General features: G+C 37.0%; 17 protein-coding genes. 9 read left to right on the top strand and 8 right to left on the bottom strand.

Going from position 1 to position 21,708, the window contains the following annotated elements; genetic code table 11:
• The first annotated feature begins 36 nt into the window (after positions 1-36).
• Positions 37-642: a bifunctional nicotinamidase/pyrazinamidase gene (pncA, locus tag JO178_RS14020; RefSeq protein ID WP_291936982.1), complete on the top strand. Its 606-nt coding sequence runs from the start codon at positions 37-39 to the stop codon at positions 640-642.
• A gap of 163 nt (positions 643-805) precedes the next feature.
• On the opposite strand, the gene JO178_RS14025 is transcribed toward pncA, so the two are convergent.
• Complete coding sequence (locus JO178_RS14025) at positions 806-1,978, bottom strand: pseudouridine synthase (protein ID WP_291936985.1); 1,173 nt, start codon at positions 1,976-1,978, stop codon at positions 806-808.
• Positions 1,979-2,079: 101 nt separating this feature from the next.
• Between JO178_RS14025 and aroB the strand changes: the two genes are divergently transcribed.
• Positions 2,080-3,126: a 3-dehydroquinate synthase gene (gene aroB / locus JO178_RS14030; RefSeq protein ID WP_291936988.1), complete on the top strand. Its 1,047-nt coding sequence runs from the start codon at positions 2,080-2,082 to the stop codon at positions 3,124-3,126.
• A gap of 76 nt (positions 3,127-3,202) precedes the next feature.
• Here aroB and JO178_RS14035 read toward each other — a convergent pair whose 3' ends face one another.
• Positions 3,203-5,077, bottom strand: coding sequence for a tail fiber domain-containing protein (locus JO178_RS14035; RefSeq protein WP_291936991.1), 1,875 nt, complete (start codon positions 5,075-5,077; stop codon positions 3,203-3,205).
• A gap of 495 nt (positions 5,078-5,572) precedes the next feature.
• On the opposite strand from JO178_RS14035, the gene JO178_RS14040 reads away from it, so the two are divergent.
• The 4 genes from JO178_RS14040 (at position 5,573) to JO178_RS14055 (ending at position 9,242) form a co-directional block, all read left to right on the top strand.
• Entirely contained in the window at positions 5,573-6,220 is a 648-nt protein-coding gene (locus JO178_RS14040) for a porin family protein (protein ID WP_291936994.1), read from the top strand.
• A gap of 281 nt (positions 6,221-6,501) precedes the next feature.
• Entirely contained in the window at positions 6,502-7,089 is a 588-nt protein-coding gene (locus tag JO178_RS14045) for a porin family protein (protein WP_291936997.1), read from the top strand.
• A gap of 417 nt (positions 7,090-7,506) precedes the next feature.
• On the top strand, positions 7,507-8,208 hold the full coding sequence (locus JO178_RS14050; protein ID WP_291936999.1) for a porin family protein: 702 nt from the start codon (positions 7,507-7,509) through the stop codon (positions 8,206-8,208).
• Positions 8,209-8,534: 326 nt separating this feature from the next.
• Complete coding sequence (locus JO178_RS14055; RefSeq protein ID WP_291937002.1) at positions 8,535-9,242, top strand: porin family protein; 708 nt, start codon at positions 8,535-8,537, stop codon at positions 9,240-9,242.
• A 119-nt stretch (positions 9,243-9,361) separates the two neighbouring features.
• Here JO178_RS14055 and JO178_RS14060 read toward each other — a convergent pair whose 3' ends face one another.
• The 6 genes from JO178_RS14060 to JO178_RS14085 all read right to left on the bottom strand — a co-directional run bounded on the left by JO178_RS14060 (position 9,362) and on the right by JO178_RS14085 (position 16,431).
• On the bottom strand, positions 9,362-10,309 hold the full coding sequence (locus JO178_RS14060; RefSeq protein WP_291937004.1) for a glycerophosphodiester phosphodiesterase family protein: 948 nt from the start codon (positions 10,307-10,309) through the stop codon (positions 9,362-9,364).
• A 139-nt stretch (positions 10,310-10,448) separates the two neighbouring features.
• Complete coding sequence (gene purF, locus JO178_RS14065; protein ID WP_291937007.1) at positions 10,449-11,948, bottom strand: amidophosphoribosyltransferase; 1,500 nt, start codon at positions 11,946-11,948, stop codon at positions 10,449-10,451.
• A gap of 140 nt (positions 11,949-12,088) precedes the next feature.
• A complete protein-coding gene (gene purC / locus JO178_RS14070) occupies positions 12,089-12,811 on the bottom strand; it encodes a phosphoribosylaminoimidazolesuccinocarboxamide synthase (RefSeq protein WP_065394483.1) in 723 nt (240 codons plus the stop codon).
• Positions 12,812-12,848: 37 nt separating this feature from the next.
• Entirely contained in the window at positions 12,849-13,544 is a 696-nt protein-coding gene (locus tag JO178_RS14075; RefSeq protein ID WP_291937199.1) for a DUF3307 domain-containing protein, read from the bottom strand.
• 1 nt (position 13,545) lies between these two features.
• A complete protein-coding gene (locus JO178_RS14080) occupies positions 13,546-14,151 on the bottom strand; it encodes a SatD family protein (protein ID WP_291937016.1) in 606 nt (201 codons plus the stop codon).
• A 402-nt stretch (positions 14,152-14,553) separates the two neighbouring features.
• Entirely contained in the window at positions 14,554-16,431 is a 1,878-nt protein-coding gene (locus JO178_RS14085) for an endonuclease (RefSeq protein ID WP_291937020.1), read from the bottom strand.
• 191 nt (positions 16,432-16,622) lie between these two features.
• Between JO178_RS14085 and JO178_RS14090 the strand changes: the two genes are divergently transcribed.
• The 3 genes from JO178_RS14090 to JO178_RS14100 all read left to right on the top strand — a co-directional run bounded on the left by JO178_RS14090 (position 16,623) and on the right by JO178_RS14100 (position 21,414).
• Positions 16,623-17,762: an acyl-CoA dehydrogenase family protein gene (locus JO178_RS14090; protein WP_291937202.1), complete on the top strand. Its 1,140-nt coding sequence runs from the start codon at positions 16,623-16,625 to the stop codon at positions 17,760-17,762.
• Between the two features lie 18 nt (positions 17,763-17,780).
• Positions 17,781-18,278 (top strand): DinB family protein, encoded by a 498-nt coding sequence (locus JO178_RS14095; RefSeq protein WP_291937024.1) that lies wholly within the window; start codon positions 17,781-17,783, stop codon positions 18,276-18,278.
• Between the two features lie 205 nt (positions 18,279-18,483).
• Positions 18,484-21,414 carry a reprolysin-like metallopeptidase gene (locus tag JO178_RS14100; protein ID WP_291937027.1) on the top strand — a complete coding sequence of 977 codons (2,931 nt, stop codon included), beginning with the start codon at positions 18,484-18,486 and terminating at the stop codon, positions 21,412-21,414.
• Positions 21,415-21,708 lie beyond the last annotated feature (294 nt).

The raw sequence follows: 21,708 nt of genomic DNA on the forward strand, positions 1-21,708 counted from the left end.
TTTCGTAAATTTATCAAAAATTCGAGAAATCTAAATATGAAAAAAGCATTAATAATAGTCGATGTACAGAATGATTTTTGTGAAGGCGGAGCATTGGCAGTACCGGGAGCGAATGAAATCATTCCATACATTAATCTTTTAATGGAGGAAAACCAATATGATCAGATTGTTCTGACTCAGGACTGGCATCCTGCAGGTCATAAAAGTTTTGCAAGCAGTAATGGCAGAAAAGTGGGAGAAAGCATTATTTTAAATGGGGTTCCTCAGTTTATGTGGCCGGATCACTGCGTTCAGGGAACTGTCGGAGCAGAATTCCACAAAGATCTGAATCAGGATAAAGTAACTCATATTATACAGAAAGGAAAAAACATTGAAATCGACAGCTATAGCGGTTTCCAGGATAACAATCACTTCATGAAAACCGGACTGGATGATTTCTTAAAATACCACGATATCCAATTGCTGGAAATTGTAGGACTCGCAATGGATTATTGCGTTAAATTCACAGCATTAGATGCTGTTGCCAACGGATATGTTACCTGTCTTCATTTCAACGGAACCCGTGCTGTGAACGTAAAACCGGACAACGGCAGAGACGCGATCTATGAAATGATTGAAAAAGGAGTAACCGTATTGGGCTAACATCCTCAAATTTGAACATTCATAATCATATAAAACAAAAGACGCTGATTTATTTCAGCGTCTTTTTATTTTTTAATTTAAAATTCACTTTTTGAAAGAATGATATCAATTACAGACATATGAATCAGAAGACTCACCATCTATCTTTGAATCCATCACCATTCTAAAGCATTTTAAGATTATTCACTTCCAGTTCCGTAAGGATTCTCCAGTGTCCTCTCTTGATATTCTTCTTCGTTAATCCGGAGAACATCACTCTGTCTAAAGCCTCTACCTCATATCCTAATCTTTGGAAAATTCTTCTGATCACGCGGTTCCATCCGATATGAATTTCAATCCCGATTTCATTTTTAGGTTTTCCTTCAATATATGAAATCTGATCTACAACAGCTACCCCTTCATCAAGACGGATACCTTCCGCGATAAGACGTAAATCTTCCCCGGTAAGTTTTTTATCCAGTGTGACATGATAAATCTTTTTAGCATCAAAAGACGGATGCGTCAGTTTTTTTGTCATGTGCCCGTCATTTGTCAATAAGATAACTCCGGTTGTTGAACGGTCTAATCTTCCTACAGGAAAAAGTCTGTAAGGAGAAGCATTGGCCACAAGATCCATTACCGTTTTTCTTGCTTTGTCATCTTTTGTTGTAGAAATATAACCTTTTGGTTTATTCAAAAGTACATAAACAGGCTTTTCCGGAGTAATACTTTGTCCGTCAAAAACTACTCTGTCGGTTTTCTGTACCTGATACCCCATTTCGGTTACCACTTTTCCGTTAACTTCTACCAATCCCTGAGTTATCAGCTCATCAGCTTCTCTTCTGCTGCAGATTCCTGAATTGGCGATATACTTGTTAAGACGGATACTGTCTTTATGAACGTCTTTTTCAATTTTGTTCAGTCTTCTTTTCTGTACAAAAGATTTTGCTCTGTCGTCATTTCTTTCATCTCCGTTAGAAGGTCTTCTTCCGTATTTCAGACTGCCTCTTTCATACTTATCTCTGGTATCGAAATTTTTCCCGCCTCTTTTAGGTTTTCCAAAAGTTTTTTTCTCGTAGCTCTCACTTTTATTCGTGATATACGCTTTTCTTTCAGATTTTGGGTTGAAATCATCATCAGAGCTGTCTGTATTTTTCTTGAAAGGTTTTTTTTCAAATCTTGAGTTTGACCCTTGATGTTCGGGGCCTTTTCTTCCTCCTTCCTTAGAAAAAGGTTTCTTAAAAGGTTTTGATCCTGAAGAATTTCCAGATCTGGAAGCACGAGAATCATCAGAACTTTTCTTGGTTGAAATTCTTGGTCTCTTTGGTCTGTCTGAATTATTATTATCTCTGCTCATTCTAAAAATTTCTGCAAAGATAGTAATTTAGTTACGAGTTAAAAATTAAGAATCATAACTTTGCAATATAGTTTACTTTTTAACTTTACATAAATTTGAAGATGATAACAATATTAAACGATAATTTCTCGCAACTGAACGAATTTCTGCATGAAAAAAAATTCAGTAAAATTTTTATTCTTGTAGATGAAAATACTCACGAATACTGCCTTCCTGTTCTTTTAGGAAATATGGAAACCGATCTTGGGTTTGAAATTTTAGAAATTGAAGCCGGTGAAGAAATGAAAAATATTCAGACAGCCAACCAGCTTTGGGAAATTCTTACGGAAATGCAGGCGGACAGAAAAGCACTGGTCATCAATCTGGGGGGGGGTGTCATCACAGATATGGGCGGCTTTGTTGCCTCTACCTACAAAAGAGGGGTACAGTTTATCAATATCCCCACTACCCTTTTATCGATGTGTGATGCCTCAATTGGTGGTAAAACGGGAATAGATTTGATGCATTATAAAAATATGGTAGGTACGTTTGCTTTTCCTGAGCAGATTTTTATTTATCCTAAATTCCTAGAAACATTGCCGTTTAAAGAATTAAGAAGCGGATTTGCCGAAATGCTGAAACACGGATTAATTGCAGACAAAGCTCATTGGAATCATTTAATTCAGATCCATAAGCTTGAAGTAGAAACCGTAACTCCTCATATCCGGACATCCATGAATATCAAACAGGATGTTGTGGAAAAAGACTTCCATGAAAAAGATATCAGAAAAACCTTAAACTTTGGACATACGATAGGCCATGCTGTTGAAAGTCTGTGTCTGCAACGTAAAAATCCTATTCTTCACGGAGAAGCTGTAGCTATGGGAATGATTTGTGAAGCTCATCTTGGATATCTTGAACAGCTTATTTCCGAGGAAGACTCAAAAATCATCATCGAAAATATTCAGAGATACTACCCGTATTTAGATATCAGTGATTTTACAGACGAGGATATTACGGCATTATTATTAAATGACAAGAAAAATACAGACAGTAAGATTAATTTTTCTCTGCTTACTTCCATAGGTTCATGTAATTATGATCATCAGTGCAGTCAGAAAAACATTCTGGAGTCGTTATCTTTTTACAGAAATCTGAATAACGCGTAATTATTTTTTATACAGATGAGCTGAACATCATATTATATACTAAACCCTGCTTGCGTTAAGCAGGGTTTAGTATTTATTATTTTTGAAAATATCTCTGTTTTGCAAAAGAAGATTCCAGACGTTTTAAGCGCTCTTCAAACAAGGTCTGTACTTGCTGCAATTCCATATTCATTTTTTTCAATGCAGTATTTTCATTTTCTAACGTCTCTATTTTTTTTGCCAGTTCCTGAGTTGCAGAAATATTCAGCATAGATAAGGCATCATAATCTACCGTTCTCAGATCGGATACTTCAGTTCCGTAAACAAATAGCTTTCCTTTAAGTTTTTTTCCTTCCAAATGTACTGTAATACTCTTATGAGTACTCTTTTTAATTTCTAAAATAATTTCTCCGGTTTCATCATATATTTTAAGAAATTTATCGTCTTTAGAAATAGCTATCGGTCTTTCAAAGGTAAAAACCTCGTCGTTTTGCCGGGCTGGCTGATAAATATTGGGAATAAAAGTTTTCACATTATTTTTACTGACTGCCTGCGGATATACAGCTTCCACTTCCTGAGCAATTACCTTTTTAAATTCTTGTCTGCCGTACACCGCCTCATCTTTCATAAGATAATCGGTAATATCCAGTTTTTTTAAGATCGCTAAATCCTTTGTTGTATCTGATTTTCCTATGATATTTTTGATTCTTTTATCTGAAAAAAGCGAAGTCTGTGCCACACTCAGTTTCCCTACCGCTATAATATTTCCATCTGCATACATAGATGTATTGGTATTGAAAGCCCCTATATCATTAGTATAATTCGGATAGGTAGTTAACATTCCGTCGGGAGCCCCCGAATCCGGGCTTATGCCGTAATAGGTAAGGCTTGATACAGCCAAAGGCCATGAGGCAGTCTTTAAGCGGATATCCAACGGAAATTTCGGTGCATTCGTTCCTATACCAATATTTCCGTTCTGATCAATATTGATTCTTCTGTTTCCGTCACCATCGGCAATGATAATATTATTTGAAAGTGAAGCAGGTAATCCGCTTACATTCGCTCCGATTATGGTATTCGCTTTTCCTGAAACAAGTCCTGTACCTGCCCGGAAACCGATAAAAGTGTTATAATTATTCGCGGTATTTAAATTATATCCTGCAGATCCGCCAATTGCCGTATTTCCTCTTCCTCCCGGAAGCATCCGGAAAGCATCTCCTCCTATTCCTATATTGTCATCACCGGAGATCAGTTCCCTAAGAGAGCTGGCTCCAATGCCTACATTCCCTATGGTACTTTTAGCGGAAAAAAGTGAAAAATAGCCATTGGCAACATTATTATTTCCATCCAGATTCGAATATAGTGCCCGATATCCGTAACCGGTATTCTGTATTCCGGATTTGTTACTGCTTAAGACCTCTGCTCCTATAGCGGTATTCATACTTCCTATGGTATTTGAAATCAAATTATTGACCCCTACCGCAGTATTGTTAAGGCCACTTGTATTAGCCGTTAAACTATTGACTCCAAATATAGTATTCGTCGTATTGAGTACACCGGATACTATATTATTTCTTTTAAAGATAACATCTACATTATCAGATGTTCCTATAAAGTTAACTCCGTTTACCATACCGGAGTTTCCCGTAAGGCTCCATCCTGTCATCACAACAGGTGTCAGATCATCCAGAACTTTTGTCCATCGTCCGGCAGTTGTACTCCAGTAATAATATCCCGGAACCAATCCGTTTACAGCGGCTGTATTGTAAATCATTAAAGACTGGGCCGGCGATGGTATGGTCACGGTATCCGAACTTCCGGTCAGTGCAATTCGGGGGATTAAGATTCCTTTGTCAGAACCCACAATCTCCAGTACGGAAGAAGGGTTTGGTGTTGTGGTATTAATGCCCACCTGGGCCTGAAAAGTATTTTCAAAGAATAGAAATAACAGCAGCAATGTGCACTTTTTCATATTGTCGAGATTAGCGAATCCTTACAAAATTCGAGAATTTGTTTTGTAAGGGCATCTGGTTATCATTTTATAAGAACTACAAAATTAATAAAGCAAAATGAGATAGACAGGATTTAGTTATGCTGTCTAAGGAAATCAGAATGATATAATAAAGGCCGCCGGAAGATCAGAAAACATTTTTGAACCTATCCTTTTTATAACGCAATAGTACAATATTACCTGATTTCATAAAAATTAAACCCGACATCCCTGTTATTTTGACAAAATTGTCAATTTAGACAGCTTCTAAACAAACGTTTAATTAAAAAAATAATAAATTGATAATCAAAACGATACAACACTATTAATATGTTTCGGTACTGATTTTTTTATTGATTTTAATCATAAAAAATATTTTTGGCAAGCAATTTGAAAGATACTCTGCGTCCAACGGGATACTTGGACAGTAGTAAAATTTAAAATTAAGAAAGAGTAAAATATTAAAAAATTAAAGTTATGAAAAAGTTAATTTTAGGATTAGCAGTAACTGCAAGTACGTTAGCGTTCGCGCAACAAACAGGAAACACGTCATCTAATCCAGTAACGTTTGGGGTAAAAGGGGGAATGAACGTATCTTCATTATCTAACGGAGCAGACTTAAGTGACTCTAAATCCAAAATCGGTTTTAATGCAGGGGTTTTTGCTAATATCCCGGTGGCGAGCTCATTCAGTGTGCAGGCGGAGGTTATTTATAACGACTTGGGTTCAAAAGTGACCAGAGAGTATTCTGCATTAGGAAATACATATAGAAGTGAATATTCAAGAAATCTGGGATATGTTGCAGTACCGGTAATGTTCCAGTATAATGCGACTCCGGAATTTTTCCTTGAAGCAGGTCCGGAATTCGGATTCTTAGTAAGTGCTAATGATAAATTTAAAAGCTCTACAAACAATAACACTAACACTCAGATTGCCAGCCTTAATAAGGATGACTTCAAAACCTTCAACTTTGGTATCGGTATCGGAGCAGGATATTATTTCCTTCCTAACTTAGGAATTACAGCAAGATATACAGCAGGTCTTACAGATATTTATAAAAATAATTCCGGTGATGCTGTAAAAAATAATGTATTCCAGGTAGGATTAGCTTATAAATTCAAATAATAGGCTTTACATTCAATAACAAATTTTATATTCAATACGAAAAGGTCAGATTTATTTTAATCTGACCTTTTTTATTCTTAAAACCTAATTTTTGTTAAAAAATCAATACATAATAGTCTTTTAAAATCACTACCTATTGATTTTTTGCGATTGCAATCATTGAAAAATGCTTTATGAATAAAGCATTACAAATAAATACAATGGATTTTATTTTTTTGGCACAGCATTTGATAATAAACAAAATGTTAAACAAAACTTAAAAAACTATTAAATAAATACTTATGAAAAAGATTTTTTTAGGCCTAGCACTTGTAGCAGGTACTTTCGCATTCGCACAAAAAACTTCTACTAATACAGCAGCTTCTTCACCAGTTAGATTTGGTTTAAAAGCAGGTCTTAATATTTCTAACATTTCTAACAGCGATACTAATTCAAAAGCTGGATTCTACGGTGGTGTATTTGCTAACATTCCAGTAGCACAGGATTTCTCTGTACAGCCGGAAGTTTTATACAGCGGAATGGGGGCTAAATCTAAATATAACAGTAGTGATAAAATCAATTTAGATTATATTGCAGTACCGGTAATGTTCCAGTACAATGCACTTCCTAACTTATATGTAGAAGCAGGTCCTCAATTTGGTTTCCTGGTAGGTGCGAAATTAAAGACAAATTCAGGAAGCCTGGATCTTAAAGATTCAACAAAGACTTTTGATTTCGGACTTGGTCTTGGAGCCGGATACTATTTTACTCAGAATATCGGAGTTAACGTAAGATACGTTGCAGGATTAACTGATATCGCAAAAAACAGAGTGGGTGGTGATTCTTCTAAAAACGGAGTATTCCAGGTTGGATTAGCTTATAAATTCTAATAAGCGGATTACACACTAACAAATTTTATTTCAATACGAAGAGTCAGGTTATTTATTTAGCCTGACTTTTTTGTTATGAACAATTTTGGCAAGGAATTTGCAAATTAAATAATGATTGTACCTATTATAATGTTTCTGAATTATAATTCCCGCTTCAATTCTAACACCATTTCAAAAAAATAAATTATCGGTTATTAGATTGACTTCAGCTGTGAAGCGATTAAAAATGCGGACAGATCCGGAAAAGGCATTGTACAGGGTCATATAGAATACATTAGAATACATTTTGATTTCAATAGAAAAGGTCAGGTTTACTCGTTTACATCTGACCTTTTCGCTTTTATATGATTTTTATCAATTTTCTCTCTTTGGCGGGAGTTTTGCTTCGATGTGAGAGTTAAATTTAAACTTTTAATCATGAAGAAATTATTTGCCGGATTGGCAGTTGCAGGAAGTCTTTTTATGAATGCACAGGAAAAAGCCCAATCCTCTTCTCCTATCACTTTTGGAGTTAAAGCAGGATTCAATGCCTCTACTCTCTCACGTACTAATGATCATGACGGTGATTTTCAGGATGATGAAGATAAAATGAAGGCTGGTTTTCATGCAGGTGTTTTCGTTAATATTCCGGTAGCACAAAAATTCAGCATCCAGCCGGAACTTCTTTTCACCCAGTTAGGAGCAAAAACAGAAGAAAGATTTAGTTACACTTACAACAACACGACGTACAGGAAAAATGCTGATTATAAAACAAACCTCAACTATCTTGTCCTTCCGGTTGTGGTTCAGTACAATATTCTTCCTCAATTATATGTAGAAGCAGGTCCTGAATTCGGGTTATTACTAGGAGGTAAATCAAAAGGGGATGAAACACAATCCAGCAAAACAGGTAGTGTAGTTGTTACCACTACTGAGAGTTTTTCCGAAAAACTTCCTATGGATTTTTACAACAGATTCAACTTTGGGATAGGGATGGGTGCAGGTTATTATTTTACTCAGAACTTTGCAGTAACAGCACGATTTACTGCAGGCATCACAAACATTCTTAAGAATGCTGATGATGGTTACAAAGTAAGAAACAACGCACTTCAGATTGGGGTAGCCTATAAATTCAAATAGATATTTATTATTTTTCGATGTGTGCCGGATGCTTTCAGTATCCGGCTTTTTATTTATAAATAAAAAATATCGGTAAATAAAAATATCATCTTATAATAATGATGAAAATTTTTCTCAATAAAGAGATATTTCTGTATAGAAAAAAATTAACATAAAATTTATCATAAATATTCAATATATATTAAAATATTTTACTAAAAGCCGAACATGACAGTTGTTTTTTAATTATTAAAAACGCCTGTATACTGCTTTAAATCAGGGTTTTTGGAGTTTGGCAAGCATTTTGTAAAATAAAGTGCAAATAGTAAAATTAAAAAATAAAAATTATGAAGAAGTTATTTTTAGGACTGGCTTTAACAGCCGGTACACTAGCCTTTGCTCAAGAAACTCAGACTACTCAGACCACTCAGACTGCCAATACATCACCTTTAAAAAAAGACGTTCAGCCTATCAGATTTGGGATTAAGGCAGGTGGAAACTCCTCTTACTTCAGTGCACAGAGTTTTGGAATGAACAGCCAGAAACTAGGTTTTCATGCCGGTGCTTTTGTAAATATTCCAATTTCTAAACAGTTCAGTTTCCAACCGGAGGTATTATACAACCAGATGGGAGCAAGAGATGTGATCTCTTCCACTCCTGTTGAAAATGGGAATGTAAAAGTTCAGGATAAAGTAACGATGAATTATATTTCAGTTCCTTTAATGGTTCAGATGAGACCTCTTGATAAGTTTTATATTGAAGCAGGACCTGAATTCAGCTATTTCATTAATGGAAAAAACAAAGGAGATATCACCAGAACTACAACGACAGGTGGAGTTACAACTACCACCACTCAATCTCACTCTGAGGACCTTGATAAAGACCAGATCAATAAATTCAACTTCGGTTTAGGTCTTGGTCTTGGGTATGATATCACCAATAATATCGGGATCAATGCAAGATATGTAAACAGTCTGACGAAGATTGATAAAAATACTCCTGCAGCAGCCAATAACAACAGAGTTTTCCAATTAGGATTAAACTATAAGTTTTAATACAATCAGTTTTTAATAATTAGATCAATTTTTTAACTTCAATGCAGCAATGCATTATAGAATGGCCGAAAGAGATTCTTCCGGCCATTTCTGTATATAGTAAAGTAAAAAATAAAGTCTTATTCAAATATTCTCGGATCATCACTGATGACTCCGTCTATTCCCATTGTTTTCAGGTCCTGCAACCTTTCTTTAGTGTTTACAGTCCATGGGATAACTTTCATTCCCAATCTATGGCATTCCTGTACGAGTTCGGGAGTAACCAGGCTCTGATCCGGGCTGTATATGGTAGGAGTAAAACTTAAAAATTTCATATCTCCTTTCACTCCCGTAAGGTGGTTTGGATACAGTTTAAATTTTTCTGCAGGAATATTTTTAAAATAAGCCTGCTGCTGTGTCCGTTTTTTATCATCTACTTTTTCCACCAGCAGTGCAGTCATTATTTTAGGATATTTCTTATGAATGATTTCCAGCGTTCTGGGATCAAAAGACTGGATAATCACACGATCCTGAATTCCTTTTTCCAGAATAATTTTCATCATCAGGGCTACAAATTCTTCAGGTTCCGGATGGAAGACATGATCAGAGAAAGGACGGGTTTTGGTTTCTATGTTATAGAATGGCAGTGGTCTTTTCAATTCACGTGAATAGCTTTCACAGGCGTCTATTACGGCTGAAAAAAGAGGTTTCTGAACCTTTAGTTTCTTTTGATCAGGATAATGATCAAGCTTCTTTAATCCTACGTCAAATGTCTGAATCTTTGCGTAAGGCATCTCATAAATCTTATAATAAAATCCGGAGTCTTTCGGAATAGGTGTTCCGTCGGCTTTTGTTACCAGTTCAGGAGACAGAAATGCGTCATGAGAAAGAATTACCTTTTTATCTTTGGTAATGGCTAAATCCATTTCCAATGTGGTGATGTTCATTTTCAGAGCATTCTTCATTGCGGGGATCGTATTTTCAGGATAAAGGGATTTTCCGCCCCGGTGAGCCTGTTTATCGAAAGACTGAGCAGAAAAACACTGAGCCAATACTATAAAAAGTCCTGTAATACATCCTTTTTTCATACACTGAAATTTTAACTTCACAAAAGTAGAATTTACATATATACTGTATAATAAAGGAATGTTAAGCTTTTGCTACATTTAATCCAAAAGAAAAAGCCGGATCGCGTACGATCCGGCCTTTATTTTTATAATGAATAAATTAATTGAATAATTCTACCTCCTCTCCTTTTCCTACCGGATATTCTTCTGTGAAACATCCGAAACAGTGATTGGAAGACCCTAAAATCTCTTTCAGGTTGTCAATACTTAAAAATTCTAAAGAATCAACACCTAAATAATTTTTAAGTTCTTCTGTAGACATATTGGCTGAGATCAGATCATCTTTTGAAGGAGTATCGATTCCCAGATAACAAGGAGCAATAATAGGTGGAGAAACACTTCTGAAGTGGATTTCCTTCACTCCTGCATCTTTTAAGATTTTAACCAGTCTCTTTGATGTAGTTCCACGAACAATAGAATCATCAATAATCACTACCCTCTTATCTTTCATTTCAGAAATAATAGGGTTTAGTTTCAGATTAACGACTCTTTCTCTCATTTCCTGGGTAGGAACAATGAAACTCCTTCCTATATATCTGTTTTTGATCAGTACAGGACGGAAAGGTATTCCGGAAGCTTTCGAGAATCCAATAGCAGCCGGAACTCCGGAATCCGGAACCCCAATTACCAAATCAGCTTCTACCGGTGCCTGTTCCCAGATTTTCTCACCTGATTTTTCCCTGATTTCATATACATTAATATTTTCTAACGTAGAGTCGGGTCTTGCGAAATAGATATATTCGAAAGAGCAGATTCTCTGCTTACCTTTTGCTTCATCCATCATATAAGAATGAAGTTTTCCGGGTTCGTTTTCATTGGTATAGATGATCTCTCCGGGAAGAATATCACGTACATACTGAGCACCTACAGCGTCCAAGGCCACAGACTCGGAAGCCACTACATATGATCTCTCATCAATAGCTCCCAAAACCAAAGGACGGATTCCGTTGAAATCTCTGAAGGCAAAGAATTTGTTTCTTGTCATTCCCACAACAGAATATGCTCCCTCAATCTTCTCCATTGTAGCTTTAATTGCTCCTCGAAGTCCCAAATCAAGGTTTTTCTGAATCAGTCTTAAAATAACTTCCGAATCGGAAGTTGCTCTGAAAACCACACCTTCAGCTTCTAATTCAGCTTTTAGCTCTTTCGCATTGGTAAGGTTACCGTTGTGTGCTATAGAAAGTATAATCTGGTCATATTCGTTTTTCGCGAAAAATGGCTGAAAATTATATTTCTTCTTGTCTCCTGCAGTCGTATAACGGGTATGTCCGATTGCAGAATTTCCCATAAAAGTTTCAGGTTCCTGAATATCTTTATAAACGTCCAAAACCAATCCTTCATCTTTCATATTGGTAATTCTCCCTTCTTTTAAAACGGAAATACCACAAGCCTCCTGTCCTCTGTGCTGTAATGCAAAAAGGCCAAACTGTGAAAGAGAAAACGTATCCAGATCATTATCCGAATACAGTCCGAAAATCCCACACTCTTCATTAGGAGCATCCAGTCTTTCCTCTTCCTGAGTTCTGAAAAGATTTCTTCCGTAAGGCTGGTCTTTAAACTGTTTTAAATATTCACTTTTATGAATGTCTAAACTTTTCATTTTTTCTAATTGTAGATCTTAGAAGTCAGATTTCAGATTTCAGACTAAAAACCAACTTCAAATTTTAATTTTTGTTTTAAACTAACAAAGTATTTTTCAGTGCTAATATCTAAAAAAATCTGATATCCAGCATCTGAATCTTATTTTCCAAGTAAGTTTTTAAGACGGTTATAGATTTCAACATAAGCCTCAGTTACTTCTCCTAAGTCTCTTCTGAATCTGTCTTTGTCTAATTTCTTCATGGTATCTTTATCCCAAAGTCTGCATGTATCAGGAGAAATTTCGTCAGCTAAGATAATCTCACCATCTGAAGTTTTACCTAATTCAATTTTGAAATCTACCAGGATAATGTTGATTTTGTCAAACAGATCGATAAGGATTTCGTTGATATCTGAAGTCAGTTCGTACATTTCGTCAAGCTCTTCGTAAGTAGCTGCTCCTAAGAAAACGGCATGGTGATCGTTGATAAGCGGATCTCCCAATTCGTCTTTTTTGTAGCAGATATCAAAAATAGTTACCGGAGACTTGATTCCTTCTTCCACACCCAGTCTTTGTGCCATACTTCCCGCAGAATAGTTTCTTACCACCATTTCCAAAGGAATGATAGATACTTTTCTTACCAACTGTTCTCTTTCATCCAGTTGTTTAATGAAATGAGTTTTGATTCCTTTTTCATTCAAATATTCAAAGATAAGAGTAGTGATGGCGTTGTTCATCTCTCCTTTCAGGTCAACCTGACCTTTCTTTTGAGCATTAAATGCTGTAGCATCGTCTTTGAAACGTACTACCACTTCATCAGGATTATCGGTTGCAAATACTTGTTTCGCTTTACCCTCGTACAACATTTCTTTCTTTTGACTCATAATTTTTACTTTCTAAATTGTAGTTAGATTTATTGATTTACTTTATTATTATTCCTGTTAAGACAGCCAGTCCAAAACTCAGCAGTGTACCAATTAATACATATTCTGTAAGTTTTCTCTGTTTTGCCTGTGCAAGGTCGCTGAATCTGAAAACAGATTTGGCAGCTACCATGAAACCTACGCCTTCCCAATGATTCACCATAATAAAAGTGAAAACCAGCAGGCGTTCTAAAATTCCGATATATTTTCCCGCACTCGTTAAAGATTCGGTTTGGATATTGTTTGGGCCATCAGGAGCAGGGGTCCATGATGACAATAAGATCTTGATAAAAATAGAGGCAGGAGTCGTAAGGAGCAATGCTGCCATTATAATCTTTAGAAACTCCTGATTTTTTAAAAAACTGAAATTAAATTCTCCGAAATAAAAAGAAATCCCCAGAATGACCAAAACATGTAATAGCTGATCAATAAAAAACCATCTTTTCTTTGTTTTAACATTCTGAAAACGAAGTTTAGCGGCATCAATCATATAATGAGAAACACCCACTAAAGCCGCCACCCACCAAAGCGCTGCATCCCAAAGGAAAACAAAGCTTAATACCGTGTGAATCAGAATATGAAAGTATAAAAACTTACTTTTCAGTTTATGGTTTTCCTTATCTGCAACCCAAGAGTCTGGCTGAAGAACAAAATCTCCGAGTAGATGTGCCAATATGAGTTTGATAAAGATCATGCTATAGTTCTGAGATTTTCTTTCTAAAATATTGGTTGGTTTCCACGATGAGCTCATAGTTGGCTCGTTTCAGTCTCTGGCTTACCGAAGACTGTGAAATAGCAAATTTCCTGGCAAGATCTTCCTGAGTGATATCCTGATTCATAATCATTTCATGAATGATTTCCGAGGTAGCCATGGTCCAGTTATCAAAATCTTTTGAAGACCATTTTAAAAGGATATTAAGATCTCTGTCAACAGAATCGTTGGAAGTTTTTATCGCCACAGTATGGCCGTCATTTTTCAGATCATTAAGTAATCTTCCGGAATATACATAAGCCGTACCATTGGATTCCGTGATTTTTTCAGAAGAAAAACTTTCCTCACCAATTCCAATAGCCATTCTTACATCTAAATTTTCCTGACTTTTAATAAGAGATTTGATAGCTATAAAATGCCAGAAAACATCATCAATTCTACACTTGAATTGAAATTCGTCTCCTCTGTAGATTTCCCATGTCTGAGGACTGATCCCCCAGTTATCGAGAAGATTTTTAAGCCTGGTAATCCAGACTTCCGTGTCCGCATGCTGTGAATTTATAATATCACCGGTAATGACCGCTATCATCCTGCAAATATAAGCATAATTACTTATAAATAAAAAATATAAGCAGAAACCCTTATAGATAATGATTATTAGTCAATCTGCTTATATCGATGATGTCCTAAATATGAGGTTTTTAAGGCTTTGATCAGGAAATAAATACCAATTTTCCTGACCTGCTTTCACTCCACTTTTCTTTTTTTTTATCATCAGAAGCTGTTTCCCGCTATCCGCTCATACTCCTCGTCTCCATCCCGAAATCCGGGCTTACTGCGGGGTAACCGCTCCTATCGGGGCTAAGAAAAAATCAGAGTAGAGACAAACAACACAGCCATGATGATCCTCCGGGATCTCTTATCATAAATAAACGAGACAGATTTTAAAAACCTGCCTCGCTTAGTCGATATCAATATTATTTTTTTCTTTCTATTTTTTAATAAACTGATGTACTTTCCCATCAAGCTTTAAGAAGTAAGATCCGGCCGGAAGGCTCTGTACGGAAATACTTTTCTTATTTCTGAACGGATCCTTTTCAGTATAGATCACTCTTCCTGAAAAGTCAATAATCTGCACCGTCCCTATTTTCTCTGTTGCTCCGTTTACATACAGATTGTCATTAACCGGATTCGGATAAATTTTAAATTCTTTAGACGAGGTAATCAGTTCACCCGTTGACAAAGTCCCGCCTAAATTTTGACAATAATTGGCAGGGTAAGAATCCCACTCGCTGATATTGAATGTGCTGGCCGGCTGATTTACCGCAGGTTTTCTGTACAATGAAACATTTCCTAAAGCAGAAGTATTACTTTGGTTTCTTACACCAATAGCATCCACTGTACTGTTTTTGTATCTCAGTTCCAGATACTGACTCCCTGTAAATGTCATTTGCGGAGCCGCTGTTACAAATTTCGCCTGATCATTGGTGTAACATGAGAAACTGGCCGCTGGATTTAAAATGACAAATGACTCATTATTCTGTACAATTCCATCCAACTCATAAGGAGCCGGGAAATAATAAGTACCCCCACTACCCGGATATTGTATAGAGAGCCTGTAATCACTCAGCTTGACCGGATGGCCGGTTTTATTCGTTACTTCAATTCCTTTATTATTAGATGACCCCTTTAAATATTTTGAAACATACAGATCTTTAGCATATACATCAGAAGCCAGCGTTGTTACGGCAACAGTATTGCTCTCCGGCGAATATAAATATCCGTTATCATAAGCCTTTACTGTAAAATTGTAAGAAGTTGAAGGCGTAAGATGATCAATACTTATGGAAGTATTTTTTGTTGTCCCCACCAAGGTTCCGTTCTGATAAATCTGATAGCCGATAACATCTGTATCAGATCCGGGAGTCCAGCTTAAAGTAGTAAAATAAGCACTATTCTGAACAGACATAAGGTTTGAAGGCGCCTGAGGAGCTATAGCATCCGGAGCCTGCCCCCAGATGGCATTCACCCATGAAGGATTATCAATAAACGGGTTTCTGTTTTTCTGGATACCATATACCGTATTGTTCCTGTCAATCTCACGTTGAGAAACAGGGTCCTGCTGATGCCACTGTAGAAGCATCGCAATATAAGCCGGTTCAAATGCCCTCTCTTCAGTACCATCCAGAGGATTAGTATCCGATGCGGGATTTGCACTATTATTAAAATTGAATGTTCCTAATTTCCCTTCATATCTGACAGCAAAATAGAGTAAACTCCTGGCCACATCCCCTTTAAACTCATTTATAGGTTCATACACCCTTCCTGTGTACACCCATCCCGGAATAGCACTTTTGCCAATCTTGGAGGTATTGGTAAAGGTATAATACACATTGGACGCGGTGGTAGTGGAAATACCATAAGGATAATTACTTCTCAGCTGATTAATTTTTGCATCCGTAGGAATGACATAAAACAAATCAGAATACATCGGATAGTTGCTGTAAAAAGTACTTTGCGGCATCATATGCTCTCTGTTCCAGCCGTCCCCTTCCGCTGATGCACTTCCGATCATCTGAGTGCTGTCGTATTCATATGCATCCGGCCCAGTAGGAATTTCAGAATAAATATCCAGCAGAAGCGTCGTATTAGAAGCATCATGATCATAGTAAACATCAAGATCGGTCTGGTTATAAAGATTCTGAAGGTCACTATAATTCCAGTTGATATTTTTTTCAGCAATAATATCATGGAGTTTCGATTTCAGTGCATAACCTGTCAATCCTGCAGTTCCGCTATAATATCCGGCAGGAGCCTGAGCAGAAATATAAGAGGATATCAAAATAATAGGAAGTAGAATTTTTTTCATACCTTAAAAATTGGGCGACTAAAATAGTAAAATAAAACACTTAATATTTAGAATATTTTATTACGAAAACGTTAATTTTAATAATATAAAAAATTGAAATCTAATACAGTTGCCGCCAAAACACTATGGCTAAAATAATTTTTTTGGCTTTCCGTCAATTTAATTATCTTTGGGAACTAACTATTATCTATATGAATACAGAGACTATTGACAACATCAAAATGATAGCGGAGACAGCTAGAGAATTTGCAGAAAAGAATATCCGACCGAATATTATGGAGTGGGATGAAAGCCAGACTTTTCCAAAAGATCTTTTCCACCAGCTAGGTGAGATGGGATTTATGGGAATTGTCGTTCCTGAACAATACGGCGGTTCCGGCTTAGGATATCATGAATATGTTGCCATTCTGGACGAAATCTCTCAGGTAGATCCTTCTATTGGTCTTTCTGTAGCAGCACACAACTCTCTTTGTACCAACCATATTTATGAATTTGGAAATGAAGAACAGAGACATAAATGGCTTCCTCAGCTAGCTTCCGGAAAAGTAATCGGAGCGTGGGGATTAACAGAACATAATACAGGGTCCGATTCAGGAGGCATGTCCACCACTGCTGTAAAAGATGGTGATGAGTGGATCATCAACGGAGCTAAGAACTTTATTACCCATGCTATTTCCGGAGATATCGCTGTTGTAATGACAAGAACTGGTGAAAAAGGAGCCAAAAACAACTCTACGGCTTTTGTTTTAGAAAAAGGAATGCCCGGTTTCACTTCAGGAAAAAAAGAAAATAAATTAGGAATGCGTGCTTCAGAAACGGCAGAATTGATTTTTGACAATGTGCGTGTACCAGATTCTCACCGATTAGGAGAAGTTGGAGAAGGTTTCAAACAAGCCATGAAAGTATTGGATGGAGGTAGAATTTCAATTGCCGCATTAAGTTTAGGTACTGCAAGAGGCGCTTATAAAGCTGCTCTAAAATATGCTAAAGAAAGACATCAGTTTGGAAAAGCAATTGCAGAATTCCAGGCAATCAACTTCATGCTTGCTGATATGGCTACAGAAATTGATGCTGCTGAACTTTTGATCCAAAAAGCTTCTACTTTGAAAAATGCTAAGCAAAAAATGACAAAAGAAGGAGCAATGGCTAAATTATATGCTTCTGAAGCCTGTGTAAGAATTGCTAATAATGCAGTTCAGATTTTCGGAGGATATGGATATACAAAAGACTTCCCTGCTGAAAAATATTATAGAGATTCTAAACTTTGTACTATTGGTGAAGGTACTTCTGAAATCCAGAGACTGGTAATCGGAAGAGATATTACAAAATAACTTTAACCTTACATACAAATGATTAAACAGGCACTTTTAGGTGAATTTCTGCATGAAGCAGAAAACACACGGAAAATTCTACAAGCAATTCCTGACAGCGCCTTAGACTGGAAACCGTCCGAAAAAAACTGGACAACAGGCCAGCTAGCCTCTCATATTGCAGAAGTTTACAACTGGTACGAACCCACTTTCAATCAGGATATTTTTGATATGGGCAAGTATGAGTATGATAAAGGGGATATTTCAAAAGCCGAAAATATTCTCGCAAAATTTGAAGAAAATGCAGCCAAAGCACAAAAAGTGCTGGAAGAGTCTGATGAAAGCCGTTATTTCAATGAATGGAAAATGGAAATGAATGGAAATGTTCTTTTTCCTCCCTCTCCGAAAATTCAGGTAGTCAGAGGATTTTTGTGTAATCATTTGTACCATCACAGAGGTGAGCTTGTTGTTTATTTAAGATCAACAGGAAATAAGGTTCCCGGACTTTATGGCCCTACTGCGGATGATAAAATGTAACTAGAAATTAATTTATTTTATAAATTGGAAATGACATACGCCTTCATGTATGTCATTTTTCTTTTTAATACTAATAGTTTCAAACATATTCAATGTATTGCATAATATTTTAAACAAATAGTCTAAAATATTCTTAAAAATTTTTGTTTTTCGTAATATATTTTTTGTTAGCTTTGATATTCCACAATCAAACATATATATTAATATGAAAAAACAATTAACACTGATTGGAATGCTCTTAATCTCGGGTATTTCTTTCGCTCAGACAGATCGTCTTTGGTCTGAGAACTCTAAAAGAAATTCATCAGAAATCTTTGAAAACAAGATTAACATTAACAATCCTAAGGTATACAACCTGGATATCAACGGATTAAAAAGTGTTCTTGCAAGAGCTCCCAAAAGAGTCGCTGCTGGCGAAAAATCAGAACTCATCATTTCTTTTCCTAATTCTGAAGGAAAAATGGAAAATTTTAAGGTGAGAGAGAATTCCAATTTTGCTCCTGAACTGGCAGCGAAATATCCGGACATCAAGTCCTACGTCGGAGAAGGACTTGGCGACTCCCGCTCAACAGTATATTTCAGCATTTCATCACTAGGTCTTTCCTCTATGGAGATATATGGTGACAAATCCGCCGTATTCATCGAGCCTTATTCTAAAGACCTGTCTACTTATGTTGTTTACAAAAAATCAGACAAGAAAGACAATCTCAACAAATTCGAATGTACAGTAATTGATGTTGCAAAAAAAGGAGCCACAAATGCAGGTCTTGCCGCAAGACCGAACGCTGATGACGCCAAATTAAGAACATTCAGACTGGCATTGTCCTGTACCGGAGAATATACAACGTATTTCGGAGGTACAAAAGCTCAGGCTCTGGCAGCAATGAACAACACAATGACTCGTGTAAACGGAGTTTTTGAAAAAGATTTTGCAGCAAGAATGGTACTGATTGCCAACAATGACGCTGTAGTTTACACCAATGCCTCCACAGATCCTTACTCTCCTGCTTCAAGTATGAGCAACTGGAATTCCCAGCTTCAAAGTACTTTAACTTCCGTTATCGGAGATGCCAATTACGATATCGGCCACCTATTCGGTGCAACCGGTGGCGGTGGAAATGCCGGCTGTATTGGCTGTATCTGTACGAACGGCTCCAAAGGAAGCGGCTATACCTCTCCGGCAGATGCCATTCCTTCAGGAGATAATTTCGACATCGACTATGTAGCTCACGAAATGGGACATCAGTTTGGTGGAAATCACACTTTCTCTATGAGTAACGAAGGAACAGGCGCAAATGTTGAACCCGGTTCAGGATCTACTATTATGGGATATGCCGGAATCACCAGTCAGGATGTTCAGCCTCATTCCGACGCATTTTTCCATGCAAAAAGCATTGAACAGATCACTAATAATATCAAAGCAAAAACCTGTTCTGTAAACACCAGCACCGGAAATTCTATTCCAACAGCTAATGCGGGATCAAATTATACCATTCCGAAAGGGACCCCGTTTGTATTGACAGGAAGCGGAACAGATGCGGATGGAGATTCTTTAACTTATATCTGGGAACAGATGGACAATGCTTCATCTTCCCAGACAGGAGCAAGCTCTGCAGCCAGCGCGACAAAAGCTTCAGGACCTAATTTCAGATCGTGGACTCCAACAACTTCGCCAATAAGATACTTCCCAAGAATGTCTTCTGTTTTGGCCGGATCAACAACAACAGCAGGTACAGCAATTAATGTTGAAGCTCTTTCTTCAGTAGCCAGAACATTAAACTTCAGATTCACAGTCCGCGATAACAGAGCCGGAGGATCAGGAAACAATTCCGCCGATGCTGTTATTACCGTGAACGGAACAGCAGGTCCGTTTAACGTGACTTCACAAAGTACAGCAACAACCTATAGCGGAGGAAGCGCTCAGACAATCACCTGGGACGTAGCGGGAACTACAGCCAATGGGGTAAATGCAGCCAATGTAGATATTCTCTGGTCAACAGATAGCGGAAATACCTGGACTACCCTGCTGGCAGGAACTCCAAATGACGGCTCACAGGCTGTAACAATCCCTAATACTTCTACAAGCACCGGAAGAATCATGGTAAAAGGTAGCAATCATGTTTTCTTTAATGTAAACAAAGCTAATATTACCGTAAATGCAGGTTCAGGAACACCTGACACCACCGCTCCTACAGCTCCTACCCTTGCTGCTTCAGGCACTACTGCCACCACAACCAATCTTTCATGGTCCGGAGCTACAGATAATGTAGGCGTTACAGGTTATGATGTATATCAGGGAACTTCATTAATTGGAAATACCGCATCTACCACTTATACCGTAACAGGATTAACACCATCAACGAACTATACATTCTCCGTTAAAGCAAAAGATGCAGCCGGAAACGCTTCAGTGTCAAGCAATACCGTAAACGTTACAACTCTTGCAGGGAGTACTGTTACGTATTGCTCTTCATCCGCTTCTAATACTGCTGATGAAAGAATCGGAAATGTAAAATTCGGAACGATTAACAATACATCAACAGGAACCGCAGGATATGAAGACTTCACTTCTATTTCCACCAATGTTACCAGAGGAAATGCTTACACGATTTCTATCACTCCGGTTTGGACATCCACTGTTTACAGTGAAGCATATGCTGTTTATATTGATTATAACGGAAACGGAAGCTTCGCAGACAGCGGTGAACTGGTATGGTCAAAAGCCGGATCTACAACGACTCCGGTTACAGGATCTGTTACTATTCCTGCTACCGCAACACTCGGATCAACAAGAATGAGAGTAATGATGAAATACAGTTCTATCCCTACTTCTTCTTGTGAAGCTTACACTTACGGACAGGTTGAAGACTATACCGTGAATATCATGTCATCAGGAAAAGGAGAATTATCCAATACAAAAGAGCTGATTACGGACATCAAACTTTATCCTAACCCTGTAAAAGATATCCTATATATTTCAAATACGACATCTGAAGACTATAAAATCTTCGATATGGGTGGAAAACTCATTGACTCAGGAAAACTTCAAAGAGGCTCTGTCAATGTAAGCGGTCTTATCAAAGGCGCTTATATGCTTCAGGTTGGAGAATCAAGCAAGAGATTCATTAAAAATTAAAACCTTTTTAAATTAAACGATGTGAAGGCTGCTCTTATTGAGCAGCCTTTTTTTGCTGCACATGTTCATTCTTCATTTCTGCAATCTTTTCCGATATAAAATAATACTGAAAAACAGATTATTAATGTATTATTTATATTAATATTGTTTTATTTAAGAAAATAAATTCAATATTTAATTTTTTTAATTTAAATTTACCACAATACTATTATTTGTATTGTACTGTTTACCCATTGGTATTGAAGGAGCCTGACTAATGGCACCTGTTGTTTCTTTACCGGAAGCCACTTTTAC

This window comes from Chryseobacterium sp., from assembly GCF_019236175.1.
In the GTDB taxonomy this organism is placed as follows: domain Bacteria; phylum Bacteroidota; class Bacteroidia; order Flavobacteriales; family Weeksellaceae; genus Chryseobacterium.

What these genes read in the sequence shown, in the direction of transcription:
- JO178_RS14055 (WP_291937002.1), top strand. Translation starts at nt 8,535, where the DNA reads ATGAAGAAGTTATTTTTAGGACTGGCTTTAACAGCCGGTACACTAGCC.
- purF (WP_291937007.1), bottom strand. Translation starts at nt 11,948, where the DNA reads ATGAAAAGTTTAGACATTCATAAAAGTGAATATTTAAAACAGTTTAAA.
- JO178_RS14100 (WP_291937027.1), top strand. Translation starts at nt 18,484, where the DNA reads ATGAAAAAACAATTAACACTGATTGGAATGCTCTTAATCTCGGGTATT.
- JO178_RS14095 (WP_291937024.1), top strand. Translation starts at nt 17,781, where the DNA reads ATGATTAAACAGGCACTTTTAGGTGAATTTCTGCATGAAGCAGAAAAC.
- JO178_RS14045 (WP_291936997.1), top strand. Translation starts at nt 6,502, where the DNA reads ATGAAAAAGATTTTTTTAGGCCTAGCACTTGTAGCAGGTACTTTCGCA.
- JO178_RS14080 (WP_291937016.1), bottom strand. Translation starts at nt 14,151, where the DNA reads ATGATAGCGGTCATTACCGGTGATATTATAAATTCACAGCATGCGGAC.
- JO178_RS14075 (WP_291937199.1), bottom strand. Translation starts at nt 13,544, where the DNA reads ATGATCTTTATCAAACTCATATTGGCACATCTACTCGGAGATTTTGTT.
- purC (WP_065394483.1), bottom strand. Translation starts at nt 12,811, where the DNA reads ATGAGTCAAAAGAAAGAAATGTTGTACGAGGGTAAAGCGAAACAAGTA.
- pncA (WP_291936982.1), top strand. Translation starts at nt 37, where the DNA reads ATGAAAAAAGCATTAATAATAGTCGATGTACAGAATGATTTTTGTGAA.
- JO178_RS14040 (WP_291936994.1), top strand. Translation starts at nt 5,573, where the DNA reads ATGAAAAAGTTAATTTTAGGATTAGCAGTAACTGCAAGTACGTTAGCG.
- JO178_RS14035 (WP_291936991.1), bottom strand. Translation starts at nt 5,077, where the DNA reads ATGAAAAAGTGCACATTGCTGCTGTTATTTCTATTCTTTGAAAATACT.
- JO178_RS14025 (WP_291936985.1), bottom strand. Translation starts at nt 1,978, where the DNA reads ATGAGCAGAGATAATAATAATTCAGACAGACCAAAGAGACCAAGAATT.
- JO178_RS14060 (WP_291937004.1), bottom strand. Translation starts at nt 10,309, where the DNA reads ATGAAAAAAGGATGTATTACAGGACTTTTTATAGTATTGGCTCAGTGT.
- JO178_RS14090 (WP_291937202.1), top strand. Translation starts at nt 16,623, where the DNA reads ATGAATACAGAGACTATTGACAACATCAAAATGATAGCGGAGACAGCT.
- JO178_RS14085 (WP_291937020.1), bottom strand. Translation starts at nt 16,431, where the DNA reads ATGAAAAAAATTCTACTTCCTATTATTTTGATATCCTCTTATATTTCT.
- aroB (WP_291936988.1), top strand. Translation starts at nt 2,080, where the DNA reads ATGATAACAATATTAAACGATAATTTCTCGCAACTGAACGAATTTCTG.
- JO178_RS14050 (WP_291936999.1), top strand. Translation starts at nt 7,507, where the DNA reads ATGAAGAAATTATTTGCCGGATTGGCAGTTGCAGGAAGTCTTTTTATG.